We start from the raw sequence: 13,525 nt of genomic DNA, 5'->3' as shown, positions 1-13,525 counted from the left end.
CGCGCTGCCGGCCCCGGCGCCGACCTCCGCCATTACCTATCCGGACCCCCATGCCATTACGTCTGCTGTTGATCCTCGGCGCCTTGAGCGCCTTCGGCCCTCTGGCCATCGACTTCTATCTGCCGGCCTTCCCGGCCATGGCGCGGGCCTTCGCCAGCGATGTCGAGCAGGTGCAGCTGTCCTTGGCCGTCTATTTCGTCGGCCTGGCCATCGGCCAACTGATCTACGGTCCCCTGGCCGATCGCTTCGGCCGGCGTGCGCCGCTGCTGGCCGGCGTTTTGCTGTTTGCCCTGGCGTCGCTGGCCTGTGCGCTGGCGACCAGCCTGGAGGGGTTGATCGTCGCGCGTTTCGTCCAGGCCCTCGGCGGCTGCGCCGGGATGGTGGTGACCCGCGCGGTGGTGCGCGACCTGTGCGACCCCATCGCCTCGGCCCGGGTGTTCTCCCAGCTGGTGCTGGTGATGGGCGTCGCGCCGATCCTCGCTCCGCTGGCCGGCGGCCTGCTGCTCGCCAGCCTGGGCTGGCAGTCGATCTTCGTCTGCCTGGCGCTATTCGCCGCGCTGTGCTGGTTGGCGGTGGCCTGGGGGCTGCCGGAGACCCTGGCCGCGGACGCGCCCGTCGCGCCCCTGCGCGGCGCCCTGGGCGAGTACCGTCGGCTGCTGGGCGACCGGCCCTTTGTCGGCCACGCCCTGACCGGCGGCCTGTCGATCGCCGGGATGTTCGCCTATATCGCCGGCTCGCCCTTCGTCTTCATCGAGCTGTATGGCATCGCGCCCGAGCACTACGGCTGGCTGTTCGGCAGCAACGCGGCGGGCTTCATCCTCGCGGCGCAGCTGAATGCCTGGCTGGTGGCGCGGCACGGGCCGGGCCACTGGCTGCGCCGGCTGGTGTGGTGCTACCTGGGCTGTGGCCTGGCGCTGCTGGTCATTGCCGTCGCCCGCCCGCAGGTGCTCTGGCCGCTGCTGCTGCCCCTGTTCGGCTGCATCGCCAGCCTCGGCGTGCTGCTGCCCAACGCCACGGCCTGCGCCATGGCCGGCCAGGGGCGGCATGCCGGCAGCGCCTCGGCGCTGCTCGGCAGCCTGCAGTTCGCCATTGCCGCCGGGGCGGCGGCGCTGGTCGGCATCCTGCACGATGGCAGCGCCTGGCCGATGGCCGCGGTGATCTGCGCCTGCGGCGTGCTGGCCACCCTGGCGTCGCGCCTCACCCTCCGGGCCGAGCGGCGCGCCGCACGGCCCCTGGTCGAGGACCTGGGCTAACCGGCGGCGCGGGCTGCAGCTGCGGGGAGGGGGTGGGGGGCGCGCAAGCGCGCCTCCAGGGTGGCGACGAACTGGCGGGCCTCGGCCTCACTACGAAAGCTCACCCTGTTGTTGCCGAAGCTGACTTGCCAGCAGGGGCCTTGGGGGTTGTTCAGGGGCTGGATGCGGACATTCACGGCGGGCACCTCCTCGCATGGGAAATGCCAGTGTAGTGGGCATGGCCGAAACTTCACTGATCCCGGTCAGCTGGGCGACCGATGGCCCCCGTTCGGCGACGCAGGCTGCCCGGCGCCGTGCTGGACCGCCAGCCCGGCCAGTTGGGCGAAGCCGCCGGCCAGGGTGATGTCCAGGGCGCTGGGGCGCCTGGGCCGGTCGTAGTAGATGCCCAGGGTGCCGATCGCCCGGCCCTGCTCATCCTTGAACGGCAACGACCAGCAGGCGTGCAGTCCGGCGCCCACGGCCGCGGCGCGGAAGTCGCGCCAGTAGGGGTGATTGGCGAGGTCCTCGGCGATTACCAGTTCGCCGCTGTAGGCGGCGTGGCCGCAGGAGCCGACCTCGGGACCGGCCTCGATGCCATCGATGGCGGCGCAATAGGCCGCGGGCAGGTCGGGGGCTGCGGCCACATGCAGGCGCTGCTGGCGGTCCTGCAGCATCACCGAGACGCGCATCGGCGGGTTCAGCGCCTGCAGGTGGCGGCAGATGCCCTCGAGTATCTGCTGCAGCGGCTGCTGCATGAACAGTGCTTCGAGCAGGGTGCTGCGGGCCTGCTGCAGCTGCAGCTTGAGATAGTGCTCGTGGTTGTCGCGCAGGCTGCCGCCGAGGCTGTGGTCCGCCCGCCGGCTGAGCTGCAGCTCGACCCAGCGCAGCTGGCCGTGGCGGGTCAGCAGGCGGAAGTCGCCCCGCAGCCCGATCTGCTCGCCCCGGGCGATGGCGCCGATCTGCTCGCGTAGACGGGCGCCGTCCGCCCCCTCGAGGAAGCGCGCCAGGGGGCGCCCGAGGCTCTCGTAGCCGATATAGCCGCTGAGGCGCTCCCAGGCCGGGTTGAGGAAGCTCAGATGGCCGTCGGCGTCGGTGGTGACGATCGCCTCGGCCAGTTGCTCGACCAGCTCGCGGTAGCTGGCCTCGCTGGCGCGCAGCCGCTCGTCGAGGCGCTTGTGCTCGCTGATGTCGATGTCGATGCAGTACAGCTCCGGCTGGTCGCGGCTGTCCAGGCGCAGCGAGCGGCTGGAGTAGACCCACACCGGATTGCCGTCCTTGCGTTGCAACTGCATCTCCGCGGGCGGGGTCGGCGGGCCGCCCAGCAGCCAGTGGTTGAGCGCGCTGGCCACCTGGTTGCGCGCCGGCAGCGGCACGATCAGGTCCTCCAGGCGTTTGCCCATGGCCTCCTGCAGGCTGTAGCCATACAGCTGGGTGCTGGCGGCATTCCAGTAGACCACCCGGCGCTCGCGGTCGTAGCCCTGCACGGCGAGGCGCGGGGTCTGCTCGAACAGCTGGCGGAAGCGCTGCTCGCTCTCGCGCAGTGCGGCTTCGTCGCGTTTCTGGCCACTGATGTCCTGCAGGGTACCGAGGATCCGGCCGTCGGCGTCGACCTCGCCGCGCAGCATCAGCCAGGTGGCCTGGTGCCGGTGTGGCTGGTGCAGGCGTGCGCAGATCGCCAGGGCCTTGTGCTGGGCGAGCAGGGCCTCGCAGGCACGCTGTACCGCCTGGCGCTCCGCGGGGTGGAGCCAGCTCAGCAGCTGCTCGAGGGTGCTGGAGGCGTTGCCGGCGTCGCGTCCCAGCAGGTGCAGGGCCTCGGGACTCCAGTGGAAGCCTTCGCGGTATTCCCAGCTGCCCAGCGCGGCATTGCGCTGCGCCTGCTGCCACAGGCGGGCGTTGTGCGTCAGGGCGCCGAGCAGCTGCTGCTGGGCCTGACGGCTGCGGCGGCTGACATGGAAGATCAGCAGGCCGCCGAGCAGGACGAAGGCCAGGCCCTTGAGGGTCTGCAGCCGCGCGCTCAGCGCCGGGTCGGACACCGTGGCGGCCAACAGGTAGTCGCTGGACAGCGTCCAGACGATGCCGAACAGGCCGTAGAGGCCGGCCAGGCGCAGCGGGGTGAGTCGTTCGGGTCGCATCCTTACCACCGATGAATCGGATGTTCGCGAGCGCAGGCTGGGCGTGCCACAGGGGTGCGCGGAACCGATAGGAGTCTAGTTGCTGGGTGAGCGGCCGGCATGCCGAACGGCAAAGGCGCCTGGTCGATGCGGCCAGGCGCCAAGATAACAGGACTGCGAACTAATTGCCGTCGTTAGCGCGTCCCAGTTCGAGATAGTTGACCTTGTGCAGCCGGCCCTGGCTGTCGAGGTAGGTGATGGTCGCCGGCACCACGCCGGTCTTGTCCGAGTTGTCGGTGATGTCGATGACCTTGTGCACGTCCAGGGTCAGGCCGTAGTGGTAGTCGACCGCCTGGACCTGGCTGGCGTCGGGGACCTGGGCGGGTTGCGCGAGCGCTGCGCCGGCGAAGCCGACGGCGGCGCCGAGAACGAGGGGAATAAGGCGTTTCATCGTGGTGACCTCCTAAGCGTTGTCCCAGCTATCTATCGACCGGGGAGGCGGGGCGCCGTTACGCGCCGGGGAGGCCGTTGGTCGGACTGGCCCCTGGCGGGGCCAGGCCTGGGCTCAGAAGTCCTCGAGGACGATCTTGCCCTTGGCCTTGCCGCTCTCCAGCAGGGCATGGGCGCGGCGCAGGTTGGCCGCGTCGATGCGGCCGAAGTGCTCGCCGAGGGTGGTGCGCAGCACGCCGCCGTCGATCAGGCCGGCGACCCGCTCGAGCAGGCGGTGCTGCTCGATCATGTCGGCGGTCTGGAACAGCGAGCGGGTGAACATCAGCTCCCAGTGCAGCGACAGGCTCTTGGCCTTGAGCTTCATGAGGTCCAGCGCTTGCACCGGGTCGTCGATCAGCGCCAGGCGACCCTGCGGTGCCAGCGCCTCGACCAGCTGGTCGAAGTGCTGGTCGGTCTGGGTCAGGCTGGCGACGTGGCTGACCGGCGGCAGGCCGCTGCGGGCCAGCTCCTCGCTCAGCGGCTTGCTGTGGTCGAGCACATGGTGGGCGCCGAGCTCGCGCACCCAGGCCTGGGTCTCGGGGCGCGAGGCGGTGCCGATCACCGTCAGCCCGGTGAGCTGGCGCGCCAGCTGCACCAGCATCGAGCCGACGCCGCCGGCGGCGCCGACGATCAGCAGGCTCTGGCCCTGGTCGGCCTTGCCTTCGGCGACCTGCAGGCGTTCGAACAGCAGTTCCCAGGCGGTGATCGCGGTCAGCGGCAGGGCCGCGGCCTCGGCGAAGCCCAGGGTCTTGGGCATGTGGCCGACGATGCGCTCATCGACCACGTGCAGTTCGCTGTTGGCCCCGGCGCGGTCGATGGCCCCGGCGTAGTACACCCGGTCACCCGGCTGGAACAGCCTGACCTCGCTGCCCACCGCCTGGACGATGCCGCTGGCGTCCCAGCCGAGCACCTTGGCCGCGCCGTTCTCCGGCGCGACCCTGTTGCGGATCTTGGTGTCCACCGGGTTGACCGAGATGGCCTTGACCGCCACCAGCAGGTCGCGGGGACCGGGGGCAGGGGCGGGGAGCTGAACGTCCTGCAGGGCCTGGGCATCTTCGGCGGGCAGGGACTGGAAATAGGCGATGGCTTTCATGCTGGTTCCTCAGAGAATGCGCTGCATCTGGTGGTGTTCGACCCGTTCCAGCAGGCCGCCGCAGGTGCGGCCGAAGGTCAGGAAGTGTGCGGTCTGTTGATGGGCGGCGTGGACTGCGGCGTCTTGCCATTGTTCGATCATGCAGAACACCCGGGGATCGTCGTGACGACGGTGCAGGTCGTACTGCAGGCAGCCGGCTTCGGCCTGGCTGGCCGGCACCAGCAGGCTCAGGCCCGCCTCCAGGGCGGCGGCCTGGCCGGGGTGTGCGGTGAGGGTGACGACCAGGGTGAGGGGCGTTGACATGACGTGGCTCCGGCTCGAGAGACGCCCATGGTCGGTTATTTGTTTGCCAGTAAAAACAGCCTGATACTAGAGTCTCTTTCAATAGTTTTTTGAAGATGACGCCGTGATACGTGTCGATGACCTGCAGCTGTTCGTGCGCACCGCCCAGAGCGGCAGCCTGTCCGCCGCCGCCCGTCTGCTGGATGTCTCCCCGGCGGTGGCCAGCGCCGCGCTCAAGCGCCTGGAGCAGCAGCTGGACGTGCGCCTGTTCGCCCGCTCCACCCGCAGCCTGCGCCTGACCGCCGAGGGCGAGCTGTACCTCGGTCATGCCCGGCAGGCCCTGCAGAGCCTGGAGGATGGCCGCCTCCAGCTGGCCGGCAGCAAGGCCGAGATCAGCGGCCCGCTGCAACTCGCGGCGCCCTCGGATTTCGGCCGCAACACCCTGCTGCCCTGGCTCGACGAGTTCCAGCAGGCCCATCCGCGCCTGCAGTTGCGCCTGCTGCTCGGCGACCGGCTCAGCGACCTGTTCCGCGAGCCGGTGGACATCGCCCTGCGCTACGGCGCGCCGGAGGACTCCAGCCTGGTGGCCCTGCCGGTGGCCCCGGAGAATCGCCGGGTGCTGTGCGCCGCGCCGGCCTACCTGGCGCGCCACGGCGAGCCGCAGACGCTGGAGGCCCTGGCCGAGCACAACTGCCTGCTGTACATGCTCGGCGGCCGGCTGCACGAGCACTGGCGCTTCCAGGATGGCCGCCGCGAGCAGGGCCTGACGGTGACCGGCGACCGCAGCAGCGACGATGCCGATGTGGTGCGGCGCTGGGCGGTGGCCGGCCGCGGCCTGGTGTACAAGTCCTGGCTGGACGTGGCCGGCGACGTCCAGGCCGGGCGGCTCAAGGTGCTGTTGCCGCACTGGCGGGGCGAGGCCACGCCGCTCAATCTGATCTGCGCCCACCGCGCGCAGTTGAGCAGGCCGCTGCACCTGCTGCGCGCGTTCGTCCAGGTGCGCTGCGCCGAGTTGCTGGCGCGGGCGCCCTGGCCGGCCTAGGCTTGCCGCTGCCCGTGCTGCGGCATTCGACCACGCTTTGTCGCGCTGCCGCCAACTGCTAGAGTCGCGCCCCATGGAACTGGCCCGTACCGACCGCTCGCTGATCGCCTGGATACTCTATTTCGGAGTTCTGTTCGGCGCGTTCGCCTGCAGCATCGGCCACGGTCAGATGGCCGGCCTGCAGCTCAGCGGCCTGGATGGCCAGTACTGCGCCTTCGCAGGCAATTTCGGCGCCGGGGCGGATCTCACCGGCTCCGGCATCGCCCCGGTCAACCCGGCCACGGGCTCGGCTTGCTCCCTCTGCTCCACCTTCGGCGCCCTGATCCTGGCGGCCTTCTTCGGCCTGCTCGGGTTGCTCGGCGCCGCCGGCCAGCGCTTCGCGCCGTCCTCTTGCGCGCCGCGTCCGCTGCGCTACCTCTGGCCCTCGGCCAACCCCCGCGCCTCCCCCCGGCTCGCCTGAGCCCGCTCTGAACCGTCGCGCCCAGGCGCCGCGGTCGACCCATAGCCACATCGAGCGACTCATTGCCGAACGCGTCTGCCGTGGCCCTGTGCATGGCCGGGCGGCTGGCGGCATTCGAGCAACCAGGGGAGACAAACATGCGTCATCTATCCACCTTCAGCCTGCTGGCGCTGGGCATCGGCCTGGCCAGTACGGCCCTGGCCGAGCCGGCGCAGTTGCAGGACAGCACCGTCGTCGGCCAGCTGCAGCCCGACCCCACCGCACCCACTATCGCCGAGAAACGTGCCGAGTTCGCCCATATCCCCGGCGGCGCGGCCATAGTCGACGCCGAGACCTACAAGTCGGGGCGCAGCAGCACCCTGCAGGATGCCCTCGGTCTGGCCACCGGGGTGTTCATCCAGCCGCGCTTCGGCGCCGAGGAGGCGCGCCTGTCGATCCGCGGCTCGGGCCTGCAGCGTACCTTCCACGGTCGCGGCCTGTTGCTGCTGCAGGACGGTGCGCCGGTCAACCTGGCCGACGGCAGCTTCGATTTCCAGACCATAGAGCCGCTGGCCGCCGAGCACATCGAGGTGCTGCGCGGCGCCAACGCCTGGCGCTATGGCGCAGCCAACCTCGGCGGGGCGCTCAATTTCGTCAGCCCCACCGGCAAGACGGCGGCGCCGGTCGACCTGCGCTATGAGGCTGGCAGTTTCGGCTACCGGCGCCTGTACGGCGCCTTCGCCGAGGACTTCGGCGCCTGGGACGGCTTCCTCAGCCTCGCCGACTACGCCCAGGACGGCTTTCGCGAGCACGCCCGGCAGGACAACCGGCGTCTCTTCGCCAACCTCGGCGGGCGCCTGAACGAGCGTCTGTCGACCCGCCTCTACCTGACCCACGTCGAGAGCGACTCCGAGCTGCCGGGCAGCCTGACCAAGGCGCAGCTGCGCCGCGATCCGCAGCAGGCCTCGGCCAGCAGCCTGCGTGGCGACCAGAAGCGCGATTTCGGCCTCGATCGCCTGGGCAACATCACCCACCTGCAGCTGGACGACGGCCACAGCCTGACGCTGTCCAGCTTCTACAGCGAGAAGTCGTTGTTCCACCCGATCTTCCAGGTGCTGGATATCGACAGCGAAGACTACGGCCTGCGCCTGGCGCACCAGTGGCAGAACGCCGGCGGCTGGCGCTGGACCGGCGGCGTCGAGGCCAGCCAGGGGCGCAACTGGGACTCGCGCTACCAGAATGTCGGTGGGCACAAGGGGCGCAAGGTCAACGAGCTGCAGCAGAGCGCGCGCAACCTCAACGCCTTCGCCGAGCTGGAGGTACCCCTGGCCGAGCGCTGGGCGCTGATCGGCGGCCTGGCCTGGCTGCACCAGCAGCGCGACGTCGACGACCGCTTGCGCTGCAATGCCTTCGTCCCGGGCCCCTGCCTGGCCCAGGACGAGTCGTTCCACAAGACCTATATCGGTCGCATCGGCCGCATCGGTCTGCGCCATGAGCTGGCCGAGGGCGTGCAACTGTTCGCCAACCTCAGCCAGGGCTTCGAACCGCCGACCTTCAGCGAGCTGGCCGGCGGCCAGGTGGTGAGGCCGAACGAGGCGCAGAAGGCCGACACCCTGGAGGCCGGCCTGCGCTGGTCGCGCGCCGCCTTCGATCTGGACCTGGCGCTGTATCGCAGCGAGATCCGCGACGAGCTGCTGTCGCTCAACGATGCCGCCGGCAACCCCCAGGGCACGGTCAATGCCGAGCGCACCCGGCACCAGGGCATCGAGCTGGGCGGCGCCCTGCGCCTCGGTCGGGTCGTGCTGCGCGGCCAGTACCTGCTCAACGACTTCCGCTGCGACGACGACCCGGCCTACGGCGACAACCGCCTGGCCGGCATCCCGCGCCAGTTCCTCAAGGGCGAGGCGCTGTGGCAGCAGGGCGGCTGGTACGCCGGGCCGTCCTTCGAGTGGGTGCCGACGCACTACAACCTCGACCAGGCCGAGAGCCTGTATGCCGAGGGCTATGCCATCTGGGGGCTGAAGGGCGGCTACCGGCCCGCAGACGGCCTGGGCTTCTTCGTCGAGGGGCGCAACCTCGCGGACAAGACCTATGCCGCCACCACCGGGGTGATCGCCGATGCCCGCGGCCAGGACAGCGCCCAGTTCCTCCCCGGCGACGGCCGCGCCCTGTATGCCGGCCTGGAGTGGCGGCTATGAGCGCCCTGCTTGCCCGTAGCCGGCGGGCCCTCGGAGACCGCGAACCATGGCGCCGCCGCTCCGCGTCTCGCTCCACCCCAGGCCCGCCTGCGGAAGGGCGGGACCATGACTAGCCTGTCGTCCAGGCGTTGCCGGCGCAATACTCCCCTTACCCTACCCAGGAGCATCACCATGTCATTGAAGAAAACCCTGTTGTCGGCCTGCCTGCTCGGTACCAGCCTGCTGGCCGGCGCCCACGAGTACGGCCGCGGCGAGCTGCACATCGAGCACCCCTGGTCGCGGGCGATGCCGCCGGTGGCGCCGACCGCCGCGGCCTATTTCGTGGTGCATAACAAGGGCGCGCAGGCCGACCGCCTGCTCGGCGTCGAGACGCCGGTGGCCGGCAAGGCGGAGATGCACGAGCACGTGCATGCCGACGGGGTGATGAAGATGCAGCGGGTGCAGAGCGTCGAGGTCGCGGCCGGCGGCGAGGTCAGGTTCGAGCCCATGGGCTATCACGTGATGCTGTTCAACCTGAAGCAGCAGGCCAAGGACGGCGAGCGCTTCCCGCTGACCCTGACCTTCGAGAAGGCCGGCGCGGTCGAGGTGGAGGTGGCGGTGCACAAGGATGCCCCGGCACCCGCACCGGTCACCGAGCCGGCCGCGCACCAGCACTGAGGCACGGCTGCCGCCCGGCGACGACAGCGCCGAGCGGCGCCCGAAGGGCTAGGCCAGGCGCGCGTCCAGGCTGTTCTGCGCCAGGCGCCGGGCCTGCTCTTCGCTCATGCCCAGGTGCTCGTGCAGGGCGGCGAAGTTCTCCCCGACGTAGCCGCCGAAGTAGGCCGGATCGTCGGAGTTGACCGTGACCTTCACGCCGCGCTCGAGCATCTCGAGGATGTTGTGCTGGCCCATGTGCTGGAACACCCGCAGCTTGACGTTGGACAGCGGGCAGACGGTCAGCGGGATCTGCTCGTCGATGAGTCGCTGCATCAGCCGCTCGTCCTCGATGGCCCGCACTCCGTGGTCGATGCGCTGCACCTTGAGCAGGTCCAGGGCCTGCCAGATGTACTCGGGCGGGCCTTCCTCGCCGGCGTGGGCGACGCACAGGTAGCCCTCGCTGCGCGCCTGGTCGAACACCCGCTGGAACTTGCTCGGCGGATGGCCCATTTCCGAGCTGTCCAGGCCCACGGCGATGAAGGCGTCGCGAAACGGCCGGGCCTGCTCCAGGGTCTTGAACGCCTCCTCCTCGGAGAGGTGGCGCAGGAAGCTGAGGATCAGCCCGTGGCTGATGCCCAGCCGCTTCTCGCCGTCGCGCAGCGCCTGGGTGATACCGCCGAGTACCACCTCGAAGGGGATGCCGCGGTCGGTGTGGGTCTGCGGGTCGAAGAACGGTTCGGTGTGGATCACGCCCTGGGCCCGGCATTTCTGCAGGTAGGCCCAGGTCAGGTCGTAGAAGTCCTGCTCGCTGCGCAGCACGTCGGCGCCCCGGTAGTAGAGGTCGAGGAACTCCTGCAGGTTGTTGAAGGCGTAGGCGCCGCGCAGGGCCTCGACGTCGTGCCAGGGCAGGGCGATCTTGTTGCGCTCGGCCAGGGCGAACAGCAGCTCGGGCTCCAGCGAGCCTTCCAGGTGCAGGTGCAGTTCGGCCTTGGGCAGGGCGTTGAGCCAGTCGTGCATGGGGTGAGCCTCGTGTCGGGTGGGCCGGGATTGGCCGCAGTTTAACCTGACCTATGGGGCAGAATCTCCCGGCGATCGTTGCGCAGGATGGGTCGAGCGAAGCGATACCCCTAACGCCTGCACCATCTGCGAGGCGGGCGCCGGCTCAACCCATCCTGCGGCTACGGTTCGGCTTCAGCCGGCGATCAGCGCCCTGGCCGCCTGGCGGTGATCGGCGATCAGCTGCTCCAGGTCCAGGCCCTCGATCTGGCCGTCGATGACCCGCCAGGTGCCGCCGATCATCATCCGGTCGGCGCGGTCGGCGCCGCACAGCAGCAGGGCCGACAGCGGGTCGTGGCTGCCGGAGAAGCGCAGCTCGTCGAGCTTGAACAGCCCCAGGTCGGCCTGCTTGCCCACCGCCAGCTCGCCGATGTCCGAGCGCCCGAGCAGTTGCGCGGAGCCCTGGCTGGCCCAGCCCAGGGCCAGTGCCGGGGTGATTTGCTCGGCGCCGTAGCGCAGGCGCTGCAGGTACAGGGCCTGGCGCGCCTCGAGGATCAGGTTGGAGGCATCGTTGGAGGCCGAGCCGTCGACGCCCAGGCCGATCGGCGCGCCCGCCGCCTGCAGCTCGACCGTCGGGCAGATGCCCGAGGCCAGGCGCATGTTCGAGCTGGGGCAGTGGCAGATGCCGGTGCCGGCGGCGCCGAGGCGGGCGATCTCCTCGGGGTTGAAGTGGATGCCGTGGGCCAGCCAGGTGCGCGGGCCGAGCCAGCCGACGCTGTCCAGGTAGTCCACGGTGCGCAGGCCGAAGCGCTGCAGGCAGAAGTCTTCCTCGTCGAGGGTCTCGGCCAGGTGGGTGTGCAGGCGCACGTCCAGTTTCTCGGCCAGTTCGGCACTGGCGCGCATGATCTGCGGGGTCACCGAGAAGGGCGAGCAGGGCGCCAGGGCGATCTGCACCTGGGCGCCGGCACCTCGCTCGTGGTACTGCTGGATCAGGCGCTGGCTGTCGGCCAGGATCACCTCGCCCTGCTGCACCGTCTGCTGCGGCGGCAGGCCGCCGTCGGCCTGGCCCAGGCTCATGGAGCCGCGGGTGAGCATAGCGCGCATGCCCAGCTCGCGGACCACTTCGACCTGCACGTCGATGGCGTTCTCCAGGCCGCCGGGGAACAGGTAGTGGTGGTCGGCGGCGGTGCTGCAGCCCGACAGCAGCAGTTCGGCCAGGGCCACCTTGGTCGCCAGGGCGAGCTTCTCCGGGGTCAGGCGCGCCCAGACCGGATACAGGGTCTTGAGCCAGGGGAACAGCGGCTGGTTGACCACCGGCGCCCAGGCGCGGGTGAGGGTCTGGTAGAAGTGGTGGTGGCTGTTGATCAGGCCCGGCAGCAGCACGTGCTCGCGGGCGTCGAAGCTCTGCTGGCAGGGCCGGGCGGGCCGTTGGCCGGCGCCGAGCAGCTCGACTATGGTGCCGTTCTCGACCACCAGGCCGCCGGCGGCGGACTGGTCGTTGGCGGTGAAGACGGCCAGGGGATTCTTGATCCAGATGCGGGTGGCTGCCATGAGCAGGCTCCTCTGAGGTTGAGTTCAGGTTAGCCAGCTCAGTGTTGACCCTGTCTGCTGATCCAGGTGCGTCGAATGACGTCGAGCGAAGATACCTGTCCGCTGGGTCAGGATCAACCCCGGGCCATAGCCGCGCTACAGGCGCCGCAGCTCGATGCGTCCGCGGCTGAGGCCGGCCAGCCACTGCTGCAGCTCGGCGAAGCGCGCCGCGGGCAGGGCCAGTTGCAACTCGGCGCCGCTGGCGTCGAAGCGTTCTTCCTCCACCTGTGCCTGCAGGTCGCCCAGGCGCGCCTTGAGCCGCGGCAGTTCGGCGAAGGCGCAGTGGAAGCGACAGCGACTGAGCGCCACCAGCTCGACCCGATCGCCGCCCTGCAGGCACTTGCTGGCGCTGCCGCCGTAGGCCCGGGCCAGGCCGCCGGTGCCGAGCTGGATGCCGCCGTACCAGCGGATCACCAGCACCGCCACCTGGTCGCAGTCCTGTCCCTCGATGGCGGCGAGGATCGGCCGGCCGGCGGTGCCGCCCGGCTCGCCGTCGTCGCTGAAGCGGTATTGCTGGCCGACCTTCCAGGCCCAGCAGTTGTGCGTGGCGCCCGGGTCGCTGGCGCCGGCGATGAAGGCCTGGGCCTCGGCCGCGCTGGCGACCGGGGCGGCCAGGGCGATAAAGCGGCTCTTGCGGATGTCCTCGCGGTACTCGCAGGGGCCGAGCAGGGTGAAGGCCATCAGTCTGCCGCGGGCGGGGTGAGGCCGCAGCCCTTGAGGATGATGCGCACCAGGTTGTCGCCGGCCTCGGCGAAGTCCTGCTTGGTCAGGCGCGAGCGGCCGGTGACGCGGCAGATCTGCGAAGCGAAGTCGGCGTAGTGCTGGGTGCTGCCCCACAGCAGGAAGATCAGGTGCACCGGATCGACCGGGTCCATCTTGCCGGCGGCGATCCAGGCCTCGAACACCGCGGCGCGGCCGCGAAACCAGGTGCGGTAGTCCTGGTCGAAGTAGGCCGACAGGCACTCGCCGCCGCTGATCACCTCCATGGCGAAGATCCGCGAGGCCTTGGGGTAGCGCCGGGAGAAGTCCAGCTTGGCGCGGATATAGCGGTCCAGGGCCTCGGCCGGGTCGTCCTCGACGGTCAGGGTGTTGAAGGTGCTGTCCCACAGCTCGAGGATGTTGCTCAGCACCGCCAGGTACAGGCCCAGCTTGTTGCTGAAGTAGTAGTGCAGGTTGGCCTTGGGCAGGCCGACGGTCTGGGCGATGGTGTTCATGCTGGTGCCCTTGAAACCGTGGCGGGCGAACTCCTCCTCGGCGGCGGCCAGGATCGCTTCTTCGTTCTTCTGGCGGATGCGCCCGGCGGGCTTGTCGGCGGAAGGGGCGCTGTGCGCGGGTACTGCAAGGGTCATAGGCGATACCGGAGTGTTCGGGAAGCGGAGCCTGTGCACAGATAACCCAGAGTCGCCGGGGTGACAAG

At 70.2% G+C, this 13,525-nt stretch carries 14 protein-coding genes; 5 read left to right on the top strand and 9 right to left on the bottom strand.

Annotation, left to right across the window (positions count from 1 at the left end):
* Positions 1-50: 50 nt before the first annotated feature.
* Positions 51-1,253 (top strand): Bcr/CflA family multidrug efflux MFS transporter, encoded by a 1,203-nt coding sequence (locus tag I0D00_RS18995; RefSeq protein WP_213641372.1) that lies wholly within the window; start codon positions 51-53, stop codon positions 1,251-1,253.
* Here I0D00_RS18995 and I0D00_RS18990 read toward each other — a convergent pair.
* From I0D00_RS18990 to I0D00_RS18970, 5 genes are all read right to left on the bottom strand, one after another.
* Positions 1,250-1,429, bottom strand: coding sequence for a hypothetical protein (locus I0D00_RS18990; protein ID WP_213641371.1), 180 nt, complete (start codon positions 1,427-1,429; stop codon positions 1,250-1,252). The genes I0D00_RS18995 and I0D00_RS18990 overlap by 4 nt on opposite strands.
* Before the next feature lie 66 nt (positions 1,430-1,495).
* A complete protein-coding gene (locus I0D00_RS18985) occupies positions 1,496-3,364 on the bottom strand; it encodes a PAS domain S-box protein (protein WP_213641370.1) in 1,869 nt (622 codons plus the stop codon).
* Positions 3,365-3,524: 160 nt separating this feature from the next.
* Positions 3,525-3,794, bottom strand: coding sequence for a DUF2790 domain-containing protein (locus tag I0D00_RS18980; protein ID WP_213641369.1), 270 nt, complete (start codon positions 3,792-3,794; stop codon positions 3,525-3,527).
* A gap of 114 nt (positions 3,795-3,908) precedes the next feature.
* Positions 3,909-4,925 (bottom strand): zinc-binding alcohol dehydrogenase family protein, encoded by a 1,017-nt coding sequence (locus I0D00_RS18975; RefSeq protein ID WP_213641368.1) that lies wholly within the window; start codon positions 4,923-4,925, stop codon positions 3,909-3,911.
* A 9-nt stretch (positions 4,926-4,934) separates the two neighbouring features.
* Positions 4,935-5,228: a putative quinol monooxygenase gene (locus I0D00_RS18970; protein ID WP_213641367.1), complete on the bottom strand. Its 294-nt coding sequence runs from the start codon at positions 5,226-5,228 to the stop codon at positions 4,935-4,937.
* A gap of 103 nt (positions 5,229-5,331) precedes the next feature.
* On the opposite strand from I0D00_RS18970, the gene I0D00_RS18965 reads away from it, so the two are divergent.
* The 4 genes from I0D00_RS18965 to I0D00_RS18950 all read left to right on the top strand — a co-directional run bounded on the left by I0D00_RS18965 (position 5,332) and on the right by I0D00_RS18950 (position 9,543).
* Positions 5,332-6,249 carry a LysR family transcriptional regulator gene (locus I0D00_RS18965; RefSeq protein WP_213641366.1) on the top strand — a complete coding sequence of 306 codons (918 nt, stop codon included), beginning with the start codon at positions 5,332-5,334 and terminating at the stop codon, positions 6,247-6,249.
* A gap of 73 nt (positions 6,250-6,322) precedes the next feature.
* Positions 6,323-6,709, top strand: a complete 387-nt coding sequence (locus I0D00_RS18960; RefSeq protein WP_213641365.1) for a DUF2946 domain-containing protein — start codon at positions 6,323-6,325, stop codon at positions 6,707-6,709.
* A gap of 137 nt (positions 6,710-6,846) precedes the next feature.
* Positions 6,847-8,886, top strand: coding sequence for a TonB-dependent receptor family protein (locus I0D00_RS18955; protein WP_213641364.1), 2,040 nt, complete (start codon positions 6,847-6,849; stop codon positions 8,884-8,886).
* Between the two features lie 171 nt (positions 8,887-9,057).
* Positions 9,058-9,543, top strand: a complete 486-nt coding sequence (locus I0D00_RS18950) for a copper chaperone PCu(A)C (protein WP_213641363.1) — start codon at positions 9,058-9,060, stop codon at positions 9,541-9,543.
* Positions 9,544-9,591: 48 nt separating this feature from the next.
* Here I0D00_RS18950 and I0D00_RS18945 read toward each other — a convergent pair whose 3' ends face one another.
* The 4 genes from I0D00_RS18945 to I0D00_RS18930 all read right to left on the bottom strand — a co-directional run bounded on the left by I0D00_RS18945 (position 9,592) and on the right by I0D00_RS18930 (position 13,457).
* On the bottom strand, positions 9,592-10,539 hold the full coding sequence (locus tag I0D00_RS18945) for an adenosine deaminase (RefSeq protein WP_213641362.1): 948 nt from the start codon (positions 10,537-10,539) through the stop codon (positions 9,592-9,594).
* A 174-nt stretch (positions 10,540-10,713) separates the two neighbouring features.
* Entirely contained in the window at positions 10,714-12,069 is a 1,356-nt protein-coding gene (locus tag I0D00_RS18940) for an 8-oxoguanine deaminase (RefSeq protein WP_213641361.1), read from the bottom strand.
* Positions 12,070-12,204: 135 nt separating this feature from the next.
* Complete coding sequence (locus tag I0D00_RS18935; protein WP_213641360.1) at positions 12,205-12,789, bottom strand: IMPACT family protein; 585 nt, start codon at positions 12,787-12,789, stop codon at positions 12,205-12,207.
* The gene (locus tag I0D00_RS18930) at positions 12,789-13,457 is read right to left on the bottom strand and encodes a TetR/AcrR family transcriptional regulator (RefSeq protein WP_213641359.1); all 669 of its coding nucleotides are present in this window, start codon (positions 13,455-13,457) and stop codon (positions 12,789-12,791) included. Before I0D00_RS18930 ends, I0D00_RS18935 begins: the two co-directional genes overlap by 1 nt.
* Positions 13,458-13,525: the final 68 nt, after the last annotated feature.

This window comes from Pseudomonas lalucatii (assembly GCF_018398425.1).
Lineage (GTDB): Bacteria > Pseudomonadota > Gammaproteobacteria > Pseudomonadales > Pseudomonadaceae > Aquipseudomonas > Aquipseudomonas lalucatii.
Note: the sequence above shows the minus strand (reverse complement) of the source record. Positions and strands in the feature narration are given on the sequence as shown.